The organism is Alishewanella sp. HL-SH05 (genome assembly GCF_052655985.1).
The window spans coordinates 1,159,579-1,180,132 of record NZ_CP199753.1 but is presented as its reverse complement, the minus strand read 5'-3'; the positions used below and the strand labels follow the sequence as shown (position 1 = coordinate 1,180,132).

The window sequence follows — 20,554 nt, the reverse complement described above, 5'->3', positions numbered from 1 at the left end:
TGATAATATGCGCGGTATTGTAGCTAAAAAGACAGAGAAATGACAAAAAGCCATACCGACATTCTGGCCGACTTAAGTCTAGGCAAGATTACCGATTATGTTGATCACTACACTCCTACGCTTTTACAAGCGGTTCCTCGTAGCTTAGGCCGCCAAACACTTGGCATAAGCGATGCTGACCTGCCCTTTGTTGGTCAAGATATCTGGCACGGTTACGAACTATCTTGGTTAAACGCCAAAGGCAAACCCATGGTGGCGCTGGCGACTTTTGTGGTCCCGGTAGACTCGGCCAACTTAATTGAATCTAAATCCTTTAAATTATATTTAAACAGCTTTAATCAAAGCCGCTTTGCTGATTTAGGTCAAGTTTATCAAGCATTACAACAAGACTTATCGGCGTGTGCTGGTAAGCCAGTGCAAGTTAGCCTGCATAATGTAAGTGAAATTATGGCGTTTCAAGCAACCTGGATCCCAGGTATCTGTTTAGATGAATTAGATATTAGCGTTGACCAGTATCAGTACGATGCCAGCCTATTGGCATTAGATCCGAACCGAGATCGCGTTGATGAAAAGCTGCATTCGCATTTGTTAAAATCAAATTGCTTAATTACCTCGCAACCCGATTGGGCCAGTATTTATATTCATTATCGCGGCCCAGCACTATCGCATGAAGCCTTATTAAAATATTTAATCAGCTTCCGCAGCCATAACGAATTTCATGAACAATGTGTAGAACGCATTTACACGGATTTATGGCGCTTTGCCAAGCCCGAATTTTTAGCAGTATATGCGCGCTATACACGCCGTGGTGGCTTAGATATTAATCCATTACGCAGCAGTGAGCCTTATCAGGCACCCAATATTCGTTTAAGCCGCCAATAATGTAACCCATCACGTACCCCAACACACAAAAAGACAGCATATCGCTGTCTTTTAGCTTCTTTACGGCTTTAATTCAGTAAAATGATGCTAAAACATGAAAGCCAATAAGAAATATTACACGTGCACTTTCATTTCAGAGGTGATTCTGTTTTAATAGTCACACCTGTTGATGCTGACAACAGGCAATAGCAAAATGGAACCTGATAATGTTACATCTTACCCCTACAGAAGAAACTAGCTGGCTGCCTTACTACCTAACAAAGTAAGCCAAGCTAAAATAATAAGAAATATCGAAAAGCGAGCTTAAGCTCGCTTTTTACTTTAAGTTTTTTAGCATTACGCTACCTTCTTAGCCCACTCTGGGGATATACTTGATCCATCAAGACTCTTGGAACCCTTAGTAAGGTGGCTGCATTGCAACAAGACCTGAAGCAACAACTTAGCCAAGCCGTTTCTGCTCGAAAAACCTTAGAGCAAACTTACCAAAAGCAGTTTTCACTGCTTTCGCAGCTTGTATTACGCTTATCCCTACTAACAAAAGGCATTGATTTAGAACTGGATAATCGACTAGCAAAGTTACGCAGTGCGCTAAGTAAAAGTGCAGATCTGGAAAATGTCTTACCTTTAATTAATGATATAAGCAGCAGCTTGCAAGCGCTTGAAAAGCAACAAGAGCTTGAGATTGTTAAGATCCAACAAGAACTGACCCAAGCAGGCAAAATGCTGCAACAACAGCGGGGTTTACCTGATCAGTTACGCCGCGATTTACGCCAACTGTTAAGTAAAGTTGAGCAGCCCACCGCAACTTTACAAGCTTTTTTGCCGCAACTGACGCACCTTACGCAACTTTACCAAACCGCATTAAGTGCGCATCAGGATGCCAAAAACAGCAACGTTTTAAGTGATGGTCATGATGAGCATGAGCGCTATGCGCATGTTTGTCGGCAATTGACTTTAGAACTGAGTAATTTACTGAGCGAGCTCACCTTTACCGAAAAACACGCTCCTGCTGCCGAACAAATCAAGGCCAGTTTACTCGGTTCATTGACTATTGAAGACCTCTTTAATGCCTGTTTAACCACCATCAACATTATCGCCAATGGCTTGCAAGAAGAGCGGCAATCCTCTGAAAACTTTTTATTAAAGTTGAATGCAGCCCTTGCCAGTGTGCAACAAGCTGTTGAAGCAACCTTACTAGATTCAGGGCATTTTCAACAAAAACTCGCCACGCTAAATCAAAAAATCGAAAATCAAATCGATGACCTAGGCAAACAAACTAAAAAAGCACAGTCTTTAGAACAACTTAAAAGCTTGGTTATCGTGCGAATGAATGATTTAACCGAGTCATTAAATGAAAAAGAACGGCTAGAACAACAAGAGAGAAAGAAGCTGCTGGGCAGCTTGGTTGTGATGGAGAGCCGCGTCAAAGAATTAGAGCGCGATGCTAAAAGTTTTAAAGAACGTCTCGCCGAGCAAAGTATTCGCAGTGCTCGTGATACTTTAACGGGGATCCCAAATCGTGCTGCATACGAAGCTCGCCTAGATCTAGAATTTAAACGCTGGCTACGCCAAGGCACGCCGCTATGTATTATTTTAGGTGATGTAGACTTTTTCAAGAAAATTAATGACAGTTACGGCCACAGTGCCGGTGATAAAACCCTTCGGGTTATTGCCAAAATACTACAACAATCGATACGACAAACAGATTTTTTAGCCCGTTACGGTGGCGAAGAATTTGTGATCATCATGCCTGATACTAAACTGAGTCAAACCAGTGAGCCACTTAATTTAATAAGAGAAAAAATCAAAAAAATTCCGTTTAAATTTAAAAATGAACATGTGCGTATTACCATTTCTTTCGGAGCCACAGAGTTTTTAGCCGGTGAACAACCGCGCCAAGCATTCGACCGCGCCGATGAAGCCTTATACCTCGCCAAAAAGGGCGGACGGGACCAAATAGCATTAAAGTAACAACGCTGTTGCCCGCAATCAGGAGATTGCCGATGCAAGTACACCTTAACCCATTGGGTGCTATGGATTTATTATCCCAATTAGAAGTTGAACGTTTACAACAAAATACCGAAAACGACACTTATCAACTGTTTCGTAATTGCGCCCTTGCGGTGCTGAATGTCGGCAGCCATACCGACAGTTCAGCGGAAATCTACGAACAATATCAAGATTTTTCGATTAAGTTACTCAGCCGCGAGCGCGGCATCAAAATTGAATTAAACAATCCTCCGCAAAGCGCCTTTGTCGATGGCAAAATTATCAAAGGGATCCATGAACACTTGTTTGCGGTGTTACGCGATATTTTGTTTTATCACACCCGTCATAGCGGCGAAACTCACCCTTTAGATTTTAATAATGGCGTGCATCTGACGCACAGTGTGTTTGATATTTTGCGGAATGCTCGTGTCATCGATGCCACCAGTGAACCGGATATGATTGTTTGCTGGGGAGGCCACTCTATCCGCGAAACAGAATATCACTACACGAAAGAGGTGGGTTATCAACTCGGTTTACGCGGTTTAAACATTTGTACTGGCTGTGGCCCGGGCGCGATGAAAGGCCCAATGAAAGGGGCCACCATTGGCCATAGTAAACAACGTATTCGAAATGGGCGCTATTTAGGTTTAACCGAGCCCAGTATTATTGCTGCCGAGCCACCCAATCCGATTGTAAATGAATTAGTGATCTTGCCAGATATCGAAAAACGCTTAGAAGCTTTTGTGCGCGTGGCACACGGTATTATTATTTTCCCAGGGGGCGCTGGTACAGCGGAAGAGTTACTGTATCTGGTCGGCATCATGCTAGATAAACGTAACGCTGAGCAACGCCTTCCAATCGTTTTAACCGGCCCTGCCAGTAGTGCAGCTTACTTTAATGAAATTGCCGATTTTATCCAGCAAACACTTGGCGCTGAGGCATTAGCCTTGCTGGAAATCATTATTGATGATCCGGCGGCTGTGGCAAAACGCTTAAAACAAGGTTGTCAGGATGTGCGAGCCTATCGTAAATCCGTAGGTGACGCTTACCACTTTAATTGGACCTTGGATATCGCCCCTGATTTTCAACAACCTTTTATCCCAAATCATCAGAATATGGCCGCACTCGACTTGCACCTCGATCAGGACAAAGCGAAACTAGCGGCTAATTTACGCCGCGCATTCTCGGGTATCGTGGCCGGTAATGTTAAAGACGAGGGCATAAAAGCCATTCGTCAGCATGGCCCCTTTATTCTCAGTGGCGAGCCAGTTTTAATGCGTTTGATGGATAAATTATTGGCGGCTTTTGTTGAGCAAGGTCGCATGAAATTGCCTGGCAGCAAATACGAACCCTGTTATCGGATCTCTCAATAATTATGGCTAGAGTAATACTATTAGATGCGCTTAACCTGATCCGTCGCTTGTATGCGGTACAAGAGCGCCCCTACCTGCCTTTAGCGGAAGAAGTCGCAGAGGGTACGCGTCAGCAAATCATTAGTAATACTCAACAAATGCTACTGCAAACGTTAAGCCGCCTGCGCCAAGAGCTGCAGGCCACTCATGCGTTAATGGTATTTGACGGTGACAATAGCAGCCAGTGGCGACAAAAATTATGCGCCCTGTACAAAGCCAATCGTAAGCCCATGCCCAGTATTTTAGCCGCTGCCCTGCCCGACTTATTAACCGCTACCGAGCTAAGCGGCGTGAAATGCTTTCATCAGGCTGAATATGAAGCAGACGATGTGATTGCCACTATTGCCACCAAGATACGCCAGCACCAACAAGACGTGGTTATTGTGTCAACCGATAAAGGCTATTTACCGCTACTAGGCCAAGGTGTTGAGATTTATGATCCTTTCGCCCGACACTATGTCAGCCGCGAACAGGTAAAAGAAAAGTTTGGTGTGCAGCCAGAGCAACTCGTCAGTTGGTGGAGCTTAGTGGGTGATAGTACCAATAATATCCCGGGAGTAAACGGTGTGGGCCCCAAAGGTGCTGAAGAATTTATGGCACTAGGCCGCAGCTTAAATGATGCCTTGCAACACCCTGATTGCCCGAAAAAATTGAAACTAAAAATCACTGAGCAAAAACAAGATATTATTCTTTATACTCAAATTTTGACATTGCAAACTCAATTAGAGCTGGGTTTAAACTTACAAGATATACGCTTAACGGAGTCATCGTAGTCGCTTATGAAATTTAAAACCCTGCTATGGTTTGCTGCTGGTGTTGTACTCTATTTTGTGAGTACTTTCGCTATTTTGCGTTTTTATCCCGATGACCCGACTCAAATGAATTGGCAAGACCGCGAATCTTTTAATGCTAAAGTGATACAACGCCTTGATCTGAAGCAACCCCTCGCGCAGGATGCGCTGATCAATCGTTTAGGCAGCCCCGATATTACCGAAGCCTTTGTGCTTAATAATCAAGTTTATCAACTATTGTACTATCGTACTCATCGTAAAGCTGCAGACGGTATTACCACTGCAGACGAATGTACCGCCTTATTATTTATTAATCGCCAACTGACCGCCATAGGTGACGACGCCACGAAACACTATCTGGAGCAGCAACCGCATGCCGGATCAATCGATTAATTGGCTACGTAGTTACCAACAACTGCCCTTGTTAAGCCAAGCGCTAGCGCAAGCCGATACACCTGAAACCTTGCAAAGGGTTATTCAACAAGCGCGAGAACTGCATATCCAACTGCAACAAAGTAGTGAAATTAATTTAGCCGCAGCAATGGCGCAATTATCCTATATTCCCTCGGAAGAACCGGCTACGGTAAATCGCACCATCAAAAGTTGGGTGCTGTTGATGCTATGGACTCGCCTGAAACATTGGCCTAAAGCACGACGCGATCTATTAGGGGTAGCCGTGTTATTGGCCGGTTGTAGAACAGTACACAATAAGATACCAGCGGCATTACAATTAGCCAAAAAACTGAAAGAACATAAAATCGGCGGCATTATTACCACGGTACTCGCTGGCACTTTTCATCGCTTACAAAAACGCCTACCTTGGCAGGTGCATCACGACAGCCCACTATTAACCTTAGCCATTGAGCTGGGTTATCAATTACAACCTGAAAAGGGCAGCGCACCGGCTTTAGAAGTACTGTTAGCGCGCTGGATTATCGGTTCTAATGATGAGTTAGTGTTAACCGAAATCAGTCAGTTAATACACTATGCACCTGCATTGTTCTTGTGTGGTCGAGTTGCCAGCGATGAGCAAGACAACTTTTGGCTACTTTGCCATGCGGATAATCACAGCGAAGGCTATCAGGCGTTGCAATACTGGCCAGAACACCAACGTTTAGCGGAGCATCCGACTAAACGTAATTTGGATGAATTGAATATTTTGCCACCGGCTAAGCTGATACAGCAACACTGGTTAGCTAAAGTCAGTATGCCAAAGCGACCCGAAGTGCCCATACTCAACCCAAATGACCTAATGCAGCAGTCTATTTTAGGCAGTTTAAGTCACAGCGATTTAAATGCTCAGGTTAGCTTACTGGAAAAGCATCCGGCTATTGCTCAATTGTTACTCGAGAATGCCACTGCCAGTAATCGGCAGAAAGTTGCAGTGAACAATTTACGTCATGCGCTTGCCAGTTTCGGTCAAGCACAGTTGCCGCTTGCGGTAGCACGCGCCGAACTGCAGTTTTACCTGCAATGCCAGCGCAGTAATCAGCATGCTTGGTTATGGCAATTACAACAGGCGCTGTATCATAGCTTATTCCTATTAGGCCAACACTTAGCACAACCCTTATCACAGCAACAAGCAGGCTTAATCGCCTGTTGTGCCAGTACGCCACTGTGGCATCACCCTAGCCTGCAAGCCGTACCGGCCAGTCGTCTCGTCCAACATCAACATTTACTGAGCCAACTCGTACAAAAATACCTGCTGGAACCGGTTAAAAGTCAGCGTTTGACGGCAGCACTATTGCATCATTATCAGTTAGAAAGTTGGGCTGAAGGCGCCATGTGTCAATATACACAACATATCGAAGGGATGCCTTGGACCTTGGCCGAGCAACAAGGCTTGCTCTTACGGTTGGCCTGGCAGCTGACATTTAGCGTATTTTGTTATCCGATGGCGCAGCAGAGCACCCAACATCTGCTTCAACAAGCCACAACTACGCTATCATTACCGCTTAAATCATTAAAAGAATGGCAGCAACTGCTGCTGCAGTACGACGGGCTGTTTTATCCGCTAAATAGTGAATTTGCCTAACACAATTTACATTCACCAAACTTATAGCACCTATCAAAGTCGTGACTAGCTATCCTGCGCGGTAAACTGGCTTAAAACCCGCTGCAGCGCTATAATGAGAACGCTTTCAGGCCGACGCCTGACTATAAATATCAAAAATATACAGCTAAGGATTTCCATGAGCAAGCAAACGATTACCGTGATTAAAGGCGATGGCATTGGCCCAAGTATTGTTGAAGCCGCGATTCAAGTACTGGAAAAAGCCGGTTGTGATTTTGACTACGAATACGTGGATGCCGGTTTGACCGCGCTGGAAAAAACCGGTGAATTGCTACCACAAGCCACCTTAGACGCTATTCTTAAAAACAAGATCACACTCAAAGGCCCTTTAACCACGCCAGTAGGTGAAGGCTTTACTTCAATTAACGTAACCTTACGTAAAAAGTTTAACCTGTACGCTAACGTTCGCCCGGTGATCTCATTTAAAGGCACCAAAGCCCGTTACGAAAATATCGATATTATTACCATTCGTGAAAATACCGAAGGTATGTATTCAGGCCATGGCCAAACCGTGTCAGAAGATGGTCAAACTGCGCAAGCGTCAAGCATTGTCACTAAAGAAGGCGCGCGCCGTATTGCCGAGTTTGCTTTTGAAACCGCACGCCGCGAAAGCCGCAAAAAAGTCACCATCGTGCACAAAGCCAATATCTTAAAATCGACTTCAGGTTTATTCCTGAAAACGGCGCGCGAGGTTGCTCAGTCGTATCCGGATATCGAAGTTCAAGAAATGATCGTTGATAACACTTGTATGCAACTGGTCATGAACCCACAGCAGTTTGACGTAATTGTGACCACTAACTTATTTGGTGATATTTTATCGGATCTCTGTGCAGGCCTTGTGGGTGGTTTAGGCATGGCGCCAGGTGCGAATATCGGTAAAGATTGTGCCATCTTTGAAGCGGTGCACGGTAGCGCGCCAGATATTGCGGGTAAAAACCTAGCAAACCCAAGTTCAGTGATCTTAGCGTCCATTCAGATGCTAGAATACTTAGGTATGAAAGATAAAGCCGATAAGATTTTAGCGGTATTAACTGACGTGATCGCCAGCGGTGATCGCACCACGCGTGATTTAGGGGGTAGCTTCGGCACAACCGACTTCACTGCAGCCCTGATCGAACGTTTATAACATCTGATAGCCAGCGCCAGCAGCGATTGCCGCTGGCGTAATGGGAAACCACATGACACAAACAAATAACCCCTTGCATGGCGTTACGCTAGAACAAATTGTTACTGCGTTAGTGATGCATTATGGTTGGCCCAAGCTGGCAGAGCAGATTGACATTAACTGCTTTAAAAAAGATCCGTCGGTAAAAAGTAGCCTAAAGTTTTTACGGCGTACCCCATGGGCACGCGAAAAAGTCGAAGCGCTTTTTATCAGCAATAAACTGTATAGCAAGGTTAATTGAATGGAAAAAGCCAGCTAACGCTTAATTAAAGTCAGTTAAGCATGACCTGTTTGCTCTAAATCAACCGTTGAAGGCCATGGATGGCCGGAATCGAGCCTCAGGGATGATTCATGGCGTGTTGATGTGAGCAAACCTCGTCATGCTAAACACTAAATGATCGGTATTATGCTAACGCTGGCTTTTTTATTAATGCTATTGTGGTAGCTTAACCATTATAAATGGTGCCACCCTCTTGCAAATAATGCTGTAGCACTGCAGCTGCGGCATCACGCTCAACTAACCGCACCACTTCAATACCCACATCGGTTAGATATTGATAGCTTTGCTCATATACAGGGCCTTCATCAAAGCCAATCGCTCGCGCATCATCGGCGGTTGCCGCACAGACCAAACGCTTCACCCCACTCCACAAGGTGCCGCCTAAGCACATAGCGCAAGGCTCACAGGAGGTAAACAACTCGCGCTTAACACCATCTGCAGACAAGCTAAAGCTTTGCAGTGATTGCTCAGCCAGCATAATCGCCATCATCTCGCCATGGGCAGTGGAGTTACTTAACGGCATGACCCGGTTAACCCCTACACTGAGTAACTTTCCGCTTTCGATATCAAAAATCGCACTACCAAAAGGGCCACCCGTGCCACGCAATACGTTTTGCCGAGATAACTCTATGGCTAGCGCCATTTTTTGCTGATCGTTTTGATACGTCTGCTGCCAATCAACTACCTCGTTGATCCAGTCAGGCAGCGTTAAAGTCAGTTGAGTAAGGCTCATACTTCCTCGGCCAGTGGTTTACTGTAGGCTAACTCCATATCCCAAGGTAACTGGATCCAAGTATCTTGCTCGATATCCGTGACGTAGTTATCCACTAACGGCTTACCCTGTGGTTTGGCATATACCGTAACAAAACGCGCCAGCGGAAAACGCTCGCGCAGTGCCTTTGCCGTTTCACCGGTATCGACCAAATCGTCGACCACTAACAGTTTGGCCGAATCGGCTAACTGCGCGTCTTTTAAGATCGTTAAACTACCTTGCTTATCATGATCGTAACTGGCCACACAGATACTATCGACGGTACGAATATTCAGCTCACGCGCCAAGATGGCTGCTGGTACTAAACCGCCCCGGCTTACCGCGACGATGGCATCAAAGTCTTCGGCTAACAACTGACGTGCCAGCTCTTTCGTGGCGCGATGAAACGCTTCCCAAGACACATAAAACATTTTATTGGTGGTTAATGACATAATCAGCAATCCCTCGTTGTTTACAGACAGCCTAAGGCGACTTCAACCATTTCATTAAAACTGGTTTGACGTAACTCGGCACTTAAGGCTTCACCGGTTCGGATATGATCACTCACGGTAAAAATGGCTAATGCATTAATGCCATACTCTGCTGCCACACCGTACAAACCGGCGGCTTCCATTTCCACGGCCAACACACCGTATTTTTCGAGGGTATCGAATAACGTTTCACTGGGGTTATAGAATAAATCTGAAGTGAACACGTTACCCACTTTGACATCAATTGACTTAGCACGGGCTGCGGCAACGGCTTTTTCTAACAAACCAAAACTGGCCATTGCGGCAAAATCTAAACCGCCAACACGATTACGGTTAACCATAGAATCGGTGCTCGCGCCCATACCAATTACCACATCACGCACTTTAACCGATAACGGTAAAGCACCACATGAACCGATACGGATGATGTTTTTTACATCGTAAAATTTGACTAATTCAGTGGCATAAATAGACATAGACGGCACGCCCATACCTGAACCTAATACACTGACTTTTTTACCTTTATAAGTACCGGTATAGCCAAACATATTACGTACCGTGTTAACGCAAACGGCATCCTCTAAAAACGTTTCAGCAATATGTTTTGCCCGCAGTGGATCGCCAGGCATTAACACGGTTTCAGCAAAAGCGCCCGCAGGGGCATTAATATGTGGAGTTGCCATAATTTCTCTTTAATTAATTCAAATCAGCTAAGAAAGATGCACCGTATGCCATGGCATCCAGCGCGAAATAGTCGGCCAAGGTTTGGCCCATATCAGCAAAACTCATGCGTTCGCCAAGATCAACACCGTTTAACCCTTGTTTGTAAACCAGCACCGGCACATATTCGCGTGTGTGCTCAGTACCCGGCCAAGTGGGATCGCAACCATGGTCAGCGGTAAGTAATAACAAGGTATCTTCATCACAGGCATTAATCAGCTCTGGCAAGCGGCTATCGAAATACTCTAATGCCTCGCCATAACCAATAGGATCGCGGCGATGGCCAAAGTTTTGGTCAAAATCGACCAAGTTGGTAAAAATTAAACTGTTATCCGGCTGTTTGGCCATTTGCGCTAAAGTGGTATCGACCAAATGTGCTAAACCATTGGCTTTTAACGATTGCGAAATACCCTGATGCGCGAAAATATCGGCAATTTTACCAATACTGATCACCTGACCACCTTGCTGCACCAATTTATCGAGTACAGTCGGCGCAGGTGGTAATACTGAATAATCACGACGATTACCCGTTCTGGCATAGTTCTCTGGCGCAGTACCCGTAAAAGGCCGAGCAATGACGCGGCCAATATTATATTTGTCGAGCAGTTCACGGGCCACTTCACAAAAGCGCAGTAAACGCGCTAAACCAAAATGTTCTTCATGTGCAGCCACTTGAAACACGCTATCAGCTGAGGTGTAACAAATCGGCTGGCCTGTTTTAATATGCTCATCGCCCAGTTTTACTAAAATATCGGTGCCCGAGGCGTGACAATTACCCAAGATCCCGCTCACACCGGTGCGTTGGCATAACTCGGTAATTAATTCTGGCGGGAAGCTGTCTGTTTTAGCGCTAAAATAGCCCCAATCAAATAACACCGGAACACCGGCCATTTCCCAATGACCACTGGGTGTATCTTTACCACTACTCAGCTCACGGGCATAGCCATAAGCACCATGCAGCGAACTGGCATCGGCGACTGTCGGTGCTTGGCCCTGACTGGCGGCGGTACAGGCTTTTACCAAGCCTAAACGCGCAAGATGAGGTAATTGCAAGGCTCGTTGTTTCTGCTCGGTAAAGGTTCGGGCAATGCTGGCAAAGGTATTAGCGCCTTCGTCACCAAACTTTGCGGCATCCGGCGCACTGCCGATCCCAAAACTATCGAGGACTAAAATTACTGCTTTTGCCATCACATACTCCTGTGCAGAACAGCCATTGTTGGCGATGTTATTTTGCCAGATAGCGCTAAGCTAACAAAATAAAAAGGGCACGCAGCTTAATACGCCACGGCCGTTTTAGCAACACCTTGGCAACTTATCGCTACTGAAAACGAAAATGGCGTCCGAAGACGCCATAACCCTTCGCCATGAAGCGCTTATTTCGGTAACTGACTATAGCCCATATTAAACAGCGTAAAGCTGTAAATATCTGCGGCTTGATCAATCACCATCGCCACCGGCATACCCGCACCATGCCCTGCATTAACGTCAATGCGAATAAGCTGAGGCGTTGCTTTGCTGGCTTTGGCCTGTAGCTCTGCAGCAAACTTAAACGAATGCGCAGGCACCACGCGATCATCGTGATCGGCTGTCGTAATCATGGTAGCAGGATAAGTGATACCTGCTTTCACGTTGTGTACTGGCGAGTAACCTTGCAGATAGTTAAACATCTCGGCTGATTGCTCTGACGTACCGTAATCATAGGCCCATCCCGCACCGGCGGTAAAGGTATGATAACGTAACATATCAAGTACACCCACTTGCGGGATCGCCACTTTGAACAGCTCTGGCCGTTGTGTCATGACTGCACCCACCAATAAACCGCCATTTGAACCACCGCGAACAGCGGTTTTTTCTTTGGAAGTGTATTTTTCTGTTTGCAGATATTCAGCCGCAGCAATAAAGTCATCAAACACATTTTGCTTTTGTAATTGTGTACCGGCGTTATGCCAGGCTTTACCGTACTCACCCCCACCACGAATATTGGCCACCGCATAAATACCGCCCATTTCCATCCATACCGCATTCGCTACGCTAAAAGATGGGGTTAGGCTGATATTAAAACCGCCATAACCGTACAAGATGGTGGGGTTGCTGCCATCGCGTTTTAAATCTTTACGATAGCTGATGATCATCGGCACCTTAGTACCGTCTTTAGAGGTGTAAAAGACCTGCTCAGACACGTAGTTGCTTGGATCAAAATTCACTTTCGGCTGGTTATACAGCGAAGTTTCACCCGCTTTTGGCTCAAACGCATAAATAGAACCCGGTGTAATGTAGTTAGCAAAGCTAAAATACAGCGTATCCGCCTCTTTTTTGCCACCAAAGCCGCCCACGCTGCCTAAACCAGGTAATTCGATATCGCGAACCAACTGACCGTTCATATCATATTGTTTTACCTTGGCAATCGCATCGACTATGTAATTAGCGAATAAAAAGCCTGCTCCGCTACTAATACGCAGCACATGTTCAGTTTCCGGGATCAGCACTTGCCAATTTTCTGGCTGCGGTGCTTTTGCCGACACTTTCACCACTTTACGATTAGGCGCATCACGGTTAGTTGCTAAGATGAGCATATCACCGTCACTGTCCACGAGATCCACATCTGAATCGGTATCGGTAACAATCGCAACAAACTCACTATTGGGTTGGGTGAGATCTTTCACGAAAAGCTTATTACCCGACGTCGACACCGCAGCGGACACTAACAAATAACGATTATCTTCTGTGACTTCAGCGCCTACATAACGATGTTTCTGGCCATCTAGGGCACCGAATACGACCGGATCCGCTGATTGAGGCGTGCCAAGCTTGTGGTAGTACAACTTGTGCTGATCAGTCATGGCAGAGAGTTCACTGCCATCGGGTTTGTCATAACTAGAATAAAAGAAACCGTCGTTCCCCTGCCAAGCAATACCGCTAAACTTAATATCAATCAGCGTATCGCCAATTTGTTGCTTGGTCTCAGTGTCGATGACAATCACTTTACGCCAATCGCTGCCGCCTTCTGAAATGGCATAAGCGGCCAGTTTACCGTCTGCAGAGAATTGAATATCGGCCATGGACGTTGTGCCGTCAGCGCTAAAAGTATTGGGATCTAAAAACACTTCGGCAGCGCCATCGCCTTTTTGGCGATACAACACAAACTGATTTTGTAAACCGTCATTCTTGTAAAAATAGGTGTAATCACCTTCTTTAAACGGTGCGCTAATCCGCTCATAGTTCCACGATTGCTGTAATTTATCGCGGATCTGATCCCGAAATGGGATCTGTTTTAAATATGCGAAAGTACTCTCGTTTTGCGCTTTTACCCAGCTTTCAGTCTCACTGCTACGATCGTCTTCTAACCAACGATAAGGATCGGCGACTTGCGTACCAAAATAGTTATCAACCACATCACCTTGGCGGCTCTGGGGGTAGTTAATTGTGCTTTGTTGCTGAGTGACAGTCACATTTTGCTCCGGGACGACATCTTGCTTAGCACCGCCGCAAGCGGTTAAGACCGCGGCAGCCAATAAGGTTAAGGCAAACTTCATACAGGTGGACTCCAGTTTTATTGTGATTATAGGAATTAACACCTGAGAGCTTAACAAAGACCATGCTGTTTGCCTATTTCACTGAACGGAATTTTCTGTGGATTGATAGGAGCCTCAATTCGATTTTTAAAAGCAAAACGCCAGCTCGAGGCTGGCGTTTTAACTATAGTGGTGCCCAGAGGCGGAATCGAACCACCGACACGCGGATTTTCAATCCGCTGCTCTACCGACTGAGCTATCTGGGCAAAAGGATGGTGCCGCTTATCCGAGTCGAACGGATGACCTACTGATTACAAGTCAGTTGCTCTACCAACTGAGCTAAAGCGGCAGCGACACTGTAAAATGTTAAACAATGGCACCAAAATTCATGGTGCCCAGAGGCGGAATCGAACCACCGACACGCGGATTTTCAATCCGCTGCTCTACCGACTGAGCTATCTGGGCAATGCGGCGTATTAAACGGATTTTGCCGAGTTAAGTCAATAAATATTTTTGAAAAGCATACTGACAGCTTATAACTTGAACAAAAAGACCGTTTTCGAGTACTAAATATACTGCGAGAAGCTAAAAACAAACTGCTAAAATTACTGCTTTTGCTGGCAGAAACTTGTTAAGCTAGAAAATTGCAGTTTCGGTTAATTTTGTTTCATTTAACGCTATGGAAGGTCAATGGAAAACACCCATTTTACTAAACCAATATTTTTTCGGTTGGCGATAATTTTACTTATTTGTCTTGCCATTCAAACATGGTTATTTGGCTGGTTTACCGCTTCTGCGCAGCGCAGTTCTGAACAACTGCAACGACTCACTGCAGAAAGTATGGTATTGGCACAAAGCCTTAGTCTGGTGCCCACTGATGATAAAGTCTTACAACAGCAGTTATTTTTACAAGCGCGCAATAATGATCCCAGCCGAGCGTTCTATCTTTACAGCGTGACGGCCAAAGGTATAGAGCTTGAATTCAATACGGAAAATTTACCAAATGTGGTGCCCTCGCCGACCCTCTCAAATATGGCCATTCGCCAAGACGATTTACTAATTGTGCACCGCATTTTACCAGGACAAACAAATAAAGTTTTAGTGTCATTACAATTACTGCCCCCGCCCAATTATCAACCCGCTCTATTTGCGTTATTTATCGGGCTAGTCACGGGGTTATTGTTACTCGCAGGCATCAGTTATCACTTATCGCAATATTTTAGGGAGCGGTTACTGCCTTTGGTCTTAGGCACACGCAACGCCTTAGAGAAAGAACAGTTTGTACCCGGTTTTGACAGCCATGAAAAAGATGTCTTTGGGCTGTTAGCTGAGCAAATCAATACCGTGTTTTATCGGCTACAACAAAGCACACAAGCCTTGAAAGCCTCAGAAGATAACATCAGCCAATTAAAGCAAGAGGTTGAGCATCGCATTAAAGAACGTACCGATGCCTTAGAAACTGCAAAATTAACGGCTGAAAAAGCCAATGAAGCCAAGTCGACTTTTTTAGCCACCATGAGCCACGAAATTCGTACCCCTATGAACGGTATTATCGGCACGATCGACTTGTTACGTAAAACGGAATTAAGTAATCCGCAATATCGCATGACTGATACGATCCGAGAATCATCGTTTTCGTTATTACGGATCCTCGATGATATTTTGGATTTCTCTAAAATCGAAGCCGGCAAGCTTGAGCTTGAAAATATCCCCGTGTCGCTGGTCGATATCATTGAAGCAGTGGGCCGCATCTTAGTCTCAGTGGCCTATCAGCGACAAATTGATTTAAAAATTTATATCGATCCGCGCATTCCCGATGGCTTAATGGGCGATCCTGTACGCTTACGGCAAATTCTGTATAACTTGGCGGGTAACGCCATTAAATTTACAGAAACCACAACAGAGAAAACCGGTGTGGTATTGGTCAGCGCTCGGTTATTAGAAGAGAACATGGATTTTAGCCAAATCCAATTGACAGTGTCCGATAACGGCCGCGGCATGACCCAGCGGCAAATTAGTTATGTTTTTCAGCCCTTTAACCAAGCAGAAGGTTCCATCACCCGGCGTTTTGGCGGTACAGGGTTAGGTTTATCTATTTGCCAATACCTCACCTCTTTAATGTATGGCGAGATAGATGCGAAGAGTGAACCGGGCAAAGGCTCTGAATTTCGAGTACGGCTGCCGATGCACCGCATTGAAAACGCTCGTTATCTGTCACAAAGCTTACTCAAAGACTTATCTATTTGCCTGTTTAGCCAAGATAGCGATAATCAACATCACTTATCAGACTACCTGCTATTTTGCGGAGCCAACTTAGATATCGTGCTGAGTGTAGAGGCTCTGCATCTTCGTGCCGAAAATCAACGAGAAGATGCGAAAACCCAGACGATTTGGTTGCTGGATGCGACCTATGAACAAATATCGGCAAGCGAAATAACACATTTGGTCACTCACCCCAAATTATCAAGTGTAAAGTTTGTGATTATCACTAACCAAACTGAATTAGCCGACTTGCTATTTGATAATGTTATTTATGTGCATGGTAGCCCGATTTGCCGCACACAAATCCTCGATGCCGTACAAATTATCTGCGGCCTAAAAGCGCGTCCAAAACAAATTATCCAACCCACTAACCAAGCTTCATTGCAAGCTCCCAGTATTGAAACCGCACGAAAAAATCGTGAACTGGTTTTGTTAGCTGAAGATAATCAAATGAACCAGCGCGTCATCGTAGAACAGTTAAGTGCTTTAGGCTATGCCGTCGAAGTAGCCGATGATGGCGCTATCGCTCTTGAAAAATGGCGTGAGTATCATTACCCACTGGTATTAACCGATTTGCATATGCCTAATCTCAGTGGTTATGATTTAACCAAAGCTATTCGCTTAGAAGATTTACATCGACAAGAGGATAGCCAATTTACTCGTATTATCGCCATTACCGCTAATGCGATGAAAGGCGAAGAGCAAAAATGTCTGAGCGTGGGTATGGACGCTTATATCACCAAACCGATTGAACTGGTCACGCTACAAAATGTCATGCAAAAATGGTTACCGCTAAAACAGAGTGCTAAAGAATCAGCACAAGATACTGTTGAGCAAAATAATCTCTCACCGATTTGTTTTACCACTTTAGCCAATTGCCTGGGTAATGACCCAGTTAAGCACGAAGAGTATTTAAATTATTTTATTAGCGAAGCGACTCCCGTCATTAGGAAATTATCGCAATTAAACACGAGTCAGCAGCGTCAGGGCATTCGAAGTGAAGCTCATCAATTAAAAGCCATGGCAAAGAGTGTCGGGGCTTTACAAGTGGCCAACAAAGCGTTGAGTTTAGAGAAGATTGCGGAAACAGCAGATTTAAGTACGGTAGCGGAAACGATTGAACAATTAACCGATCAGTTTCATAACGTGATCCATTATGTGAAACAGCGCTATTGATGCTGACAGGCGTCAGCATCAATAGCGCTTTGCTAACAACACTTAATTGGCTGAAGTATCCAGCACAGGAAAGCTTTTAACCAACTGATCTAACGCCTGCATCTGCGCCAGATAAGGCTCGAGCTTAGCCAATGGCAAAGCACAAGGGCCATCGCATTTAGCCAAATTAGGCTCAGGGTGTGCTTCAATAAACAACCCTGCTAAGCCTAAAGCCATACCCGAGCGAGCCAGTTGTGCCGCTTGGGCACGACGGCCATCCGCTGAGTCTTCACGGCCACCCGGTTTTTGTAAGGCATGGGTTGCATCAAAAATGACAGGTGCATACTGTTTCATTTCATCCATGCCAAGCATGTCGACAACCAGGTTATTGTAACCGAAGCTCGAGCCGCGCTCGCAGAGGATCACTTGCTCATTTCCAGCTTCGGCAAACTTCTTCAGAATATGGCGCATTTCATGCGGCGCTAAAAACTGCGGTTTTTTCACATTAATGACCGCGCCCGTTTTCGCCATCGCCACCACTAAATCGGTTTGGCGGGCTAAAAAAGCAGGCAATTGAATCACGTCGACAACTTCTGCAACCGGCGCTGCTTGATGCGGCTCATGCACATCAGTAATCAGCGGCACATTAAACGTACGTTTAATCTCTTCGAAAATACGTAACCCTTCTTCTAACCCTGGACCACGGTAAGAGTGCACAGAAGAACGGTTCGCTTTATCAAACGACGCTTTAAACACATAAGGAATGCCCAATTTTGCACACACTTGCACGTAGTGCTCGGCAATACGCATGGCGAGATCGCGAGACTCTAATACATTCATGCCACCAAACAGCACAAAAGGTTTATCGTTGGCGACATCAATACCGGCAACATTAATCAGGTGATTTTGCATAACAGATCCGTCAGGTTAGCTTATTAAAATGGAAGAAATATCGGCTGCTTGCTCAGGGCAACCCGGATCATTAAACCAAGCCAGCCCAATGCACCTAAAAACGATAACCAACGAATGGCGACAGTGCGGCCTTTTAAAGCAGAAAAACCTAAAGCGATGTAAGCAAACAGCGCGATAACTTTTTCGGTCAACCACGGATTAACAAAGGGATACTGGGCAATGGTGATCATTAACGCCGCCGCCGATAACAATAAAAAGGTATCAACCACATGGGGCGCTATTTTAAAGAATTTACGCTGCAACAGCGGCGAGTCTTTTAAACGCAAAGCAAAGCGAATAAATAGCAGTGATACACTTAACGCCACCATTAACAAATGAATATGCTTAAACGCCATATACATAAAAAACAACCTCTTGTGAATATCAATCAATTAAAGTGGCGCTACGTTACCACTATCTGGATATTTTTGCAGTACAGCTTCAAGCTTCGTTACAATCTGGTTAAAGGCCGCCACCATTTTAGGTTCAAACTGCCGATTAGCTTGCGAATTAATCTCTGCGATGACTTGCTGCAAATTCCAAGCGTCTTTGTAACAGCGACGATGCCTTAACGCATCATAAACATCGGCCAATGCCGCGATACGCGCAAACACATGGATCTCTTCTGCCTTTTTACCATCCGGGTAGCCCGAACCATCCCAACGCTCATGATGTTCACGTGCGATGATTGCGCCCGCCTGAATAATAGAGCGCTTCGAATCTTTGAGTATGTTAAAACCGATGTTGGTGTGTTGCTTCATAACGGACCATTGCTCAGGGGTGAGTTTGTCCGGTTTATTTAAAATTTCATCAGGGATCCCCGCTTTACCGACATCATGCAACGGCGCAGCATACATCAGTAATTCAGCATCCTCTTTGGCTAAACCATAGGCAATGGCTAATTCATAACAAATAAAGGCAATACGCCGCACGTGATTGCCGGTTTCGACCGAGCGCTGCTCAACAGCCTCACTTAACCGATAAACAATTTCACGCTGTGTATCTTCAACTTCGTGCTGTAATTGCACGTTTTCATAAGCAATTTGTACATTTTGAGCGAACAACTGCACCAGCTTTTGTTGGCTTTCGCTCATCGGGCCGGGTAAACCAGATACATATAATAAAGACCCATGGGTAAATTTACTGCTGCAATACGCAACCAGATAATTATCTCGGTAAACAATAGCTTTAGAACTTAACGCTTGCTCGAAGGCATCAAGTAGGGGTTTATCTAGTACCTCTTGAATAGGTTGCCCTTCTTTTTGCTCAAATTCGCCTTGCCCAGCAAACACCACTAGCTCACGTGGATCGCTAGTTTGTATATTGCCCGCAACTAAAGAAGAACTGACCAATAAAGCGTCTTGATCACAGCCGAGCACTGAGGTCAGTTGTTGCAATACACCATCAATAAATTGTTCCATCGAATGAGAAGAAAACAAATCGACGGAGGCATCCATGATTTTTTCTAAGCCTTGCCGACTCTGTTCGATGGAAATAATATCGCGGTAAGAGCGTAAGCTTGACATCATTACGGTAAATAACTTTTGTGCCGTCAACTCAGTTTTTGATTTGTAATCGTTGATATCATAATCCACTATTACCTGCCGCTCAGGGGCTTGTCCTGGCTGACCGGTACGTAAAATAATTCTTACAAATTGATAATTTAACTGCTCCCGAATATAGCGCGCGACTTGTAAGCCGGCATCATCGGTTTCCATTACAACATCAAGCAATACGATGGCAATATCGTGTTGTTCAGACATGATTTGTTTTGCTTCTGCACCAGAGTAGGCACTGATAAACAATAATTTTTTTTGCTGAAAACTGAAGTCACTCAGTGCAAGACGCGTTACTACATGCACTTCAGACTCATCATCCACGATCAATACCTTCCAAGTACCATTGGATACTGTGGTTGCTAACTCTGGTTCATCTGCAAACAGAAATTGCTCAGACATCACTGAGGCTCCCTCCCAAAAAAACTTACCATGGTTATAGGCTGCTTTTCGTTGCAGGTCAAAATAATTGTATCCGATCGGCTTGAGTGTTGGGCATGATGATGGGAGCGCGCGCATACAAAAAAGCTAAACAACCAAATCGTGAAGAAAGCGGATAGTGA

At 45.1% G+C, this 20,554-nt stretch carries 17 protein-coding genes and 3 tRNA genes; 9 read left to right on the top strand and 11 right to left on the bottom strand.

Annotated elements, in window-relative coordinates; translation table 11 throughout:
* The first annotated feature begins 39 nt into the window (after positions 1–39).
* From queF to ACUJFL_RS05410, 8 genes are all read left to right on the top strand, one after another.
* Positions 40–882: an NADPH-dependent 7-cyano-7-deazaguanine reductase QueF gene (queF, locus tag ACUJFL_RS05445; protein WP_226749711.1), complete on the top strand. Its 843-nt coding sequence runs from the start codon at positions 40–42 to the stop codon at positions 880–882.
* 414 nt (positions 883–1,296) lie between these two features.
* Entirely contained in the window at positions 1,297–2,853 is a 1,557-nt protein-coding gene (locus ACUJFL_RS05440) for a GGDEF domain-containing protein (RefSeq protein WP_255654343.1), read from the top strand.
* 32 nt (positions 2,854–2,885) lie between these two features.
* On the top strand, positions 2,886–4,244 hold the full coding sequence (gene ppnN / locus ACUJFL_RS05435; protein ID WP_445428685.1) for a nucleotide 5'-monophosphate nucleosidase PpnN: 1,359 nt from the start codon (positions 2,886–2,888) through the stop codon (positions 4,242–4,244).
* A gap of 2 nt (positions 4,245–4,246) precedes the next feature.
* Complete coding sequence (gene xni / locus ACUJFL_RS05430; RefSeq protein ID WP_226749708.1) at positions 4,247–5,056, top strand: flap endonuclease Xni; 810 nt, start codon at positions 4,247–4,249, stop codon at positions 5,054–5,056.
* A 6-nt stretch (positions 5,057–5,062) separates the two neighbouring features.
* The gene (locus ACUJFL_RS05425) at positions 5,063–5,467 is read left to right on the top strand and encodes a DUF3192 domain-containing protein (protein ID WP_226749707.1); all 405 of its coding nucleotides are present in this window, start codon (positions 5,063–5,065) and stop codon (positions 5,465–5,467) included.
* Positions 5,448–7,109, top strand: coding sequence for a hypothetical protein (locus ACUJFL_RS05420; protein WP_226749706.1), 1,662 nt, complete (start codon positions 5,448–5,450; stop codon positions 7,107–7,109). The genes ACUJFL_RS05425 and ACUJFL_RS05420 overlap by 20 nt, the downstream gene beginning before the upstream one ends.
* 157 nt (positions 7,110–7,266) lie before the next feature.
* Positions 7,267–8,274 carry an isocitrate dehydrogenase gene (locus ACUJFL_RS05415; RefSeq protein WP_445428684.1) on the top strand — a complete coding sequence of 336 codons (1,008 nt, stop codon included), beginning with the start codon at positions 7,267–7,269 and terminating at the stop codon, positions 8,272–8,274.
* A 52-nt stretch (positions 8,275–8,326) separates the two neighbouring features.
* Positions 8,327–8,554, top strand: a complete 228-nt coding sequence (locus tag ACUJFL_RS05410) for a VF530 family protein (protein WP_445428683.1) — start codon at positions 8,327–8,329, stop codon at positions 8,552–8,554.
* 205 nt (positions 8,555–8,759) lie between these two features.
* On the opposite strand, the gene ACUJFL_RS05405 is transcribed toward ACUJFL_RS05410, so the two are convergent.
* From ACUJFL_RS05405 to ACUJFL_RS05370, 8 genes are all read right to left on the bottom strand, one after another.
* A complete protein-coding gene (locus tag ACUJFL_RS05405) occupies positions 8,760–9,326 on the bottom strand; it encodes a nucleoside deaminase (RefSeq protein WP_226749703.1) in 567 nt (188 codons plus the stop codon).
* Complete coding sequence (gene gpt / locus ACUJFL_RS05400; RefSeq protein WP_226749702.1) at positions 9,323–9,796, bottom strand: xanthine phosphoribosyltransferase; 474 nt, start codon at positions 9,794–9,796, stop codon at positions 9,323–9,325. Before gpt ends, ACUJFL_RS05405 begins: the two co-directional genes overlap by 4 nt.
* A 20-nt stretch (positions 9,797–9,816) precedes the next feature.
* Positions 9,817–10,518 carry a purine-nucleoside phosphorylase gene (gene deoD / locus ACUJFL_RS05395; RefSeq protein ID WP_226749701.1) on the bottom strand — a complete coding sequence of 234 codons (702 nt, stop codon included), beginning with the start codon at positions 10,516–10,518 and terminating at the stop codon, positions 9,817–9,819.
* Between the two features lie 13 nt (positions 10,519–10,531).
* Entirely contained in the window at positions 10,532–11,743 is a 1,212-nt protein-coding gene (locus ACUJFL_RS05390; protein ID WP_445426316.1) for a phosphopentomutase, read from the bottom strand.
* Between the two features lie 185 nt (positions 11,744–11,928).
* The gene (locus ACUJFL_RS05385) at positions 11,929–14,088 is read right to left on the bottom strand and encodes a prolyl oligopeptidase family serine peptidase (RefSeq protein WP_445428682.1); all 2,160 of its coding nucleotides are present in this window, start codon (positions 14,086–14,088) and stop codon (positions 11,929–11,931) included.
* A gap of 169 nt (positions 14,089–14,257) precedes the next feature.
* Positions 14,258–14,333: transfer RNA gene (locus tag ACUJFL_RS05380), tRNA-Phe, on the bottom strand.
* Between the two features lie 7 nt (positions 14,334–14,340).
* A tRNA-Thr gene (locus ACUJFL_RS05375) sits at positions 14,341–14,416 on the bottom strand.
* A 40-nt stretch (positions 14,417–14,456) separates the two neighbouring features.
* A tRNA-Phe gene (locus ACUJFL_RS05370) sits at positions 14,457–14,532 on the bottom strand.
* Positions 14,533–14,757: 225 nt separating this feature from the next.
* Between ACUJFL_RS05370 and ACUJFL_RS05365 the strand changes: the two genes are divergently transcribed.
* A complete protein-coding gene (locus ACUJFL_RS05365) occupies positions 14,758–17,505 on the top strand; it encodes an ATP-binding protein (RefSeq protein WP_445428681.1) in 2,748 nt (915 codons plus the stop codon).
* A gap of 42 nt (positions 17,506–17,547) precedes the next feature.
* On the opposite strand, the gene kdsA is transcribed toward ACUJFL_RS05365, so the two are convergent.
* Genes kdsA through ACUJFL_RS05350 form a run of 3 tightly spaced genes read right to left on the bottom strand, consistent with a single transcriptional unit; the run spans position 17,548 to position 20,393 of the window.
* Positions 17,548–18,396, bottom strand: a complete 849-nt coding sequence (gene kdsA / locus ACUJFL_RS05360) for a 3-deoxy-8-phosphooctulonate synthase (RefSeq protein ID WP_226749697.1) — start codon at positions 18,394–18,396, stop codon at positions 17,548–17,550.
* A gap of 23 nt (positions 18,397–18,419) precedes the next feature.
* Complete coding sequence (locus ACUJFL_RS05355; protein ID WP_226749696.1) at positions 18,420–18,797, bottom strand: SirB2 family protein; 378 nt, start codon at positions 18,795–18,797, stop codon at positions 18,420–18,422.
* A gap of 30 nt (positions 18,798–18,827) precedes the next feature.
* A complete protein-coding gene (locus ACUJFL_RS05350) occupies positions 18,828–20,393 on the bottom strand; it encodes a DUF3369 domain-containing protein (protein ID WP_445428680.1) in 1,566 nt (521 codons plus the stop codon).
* Between the last annotated feature and the right edge of the window lie 161 nt (positions 20,394–20,554).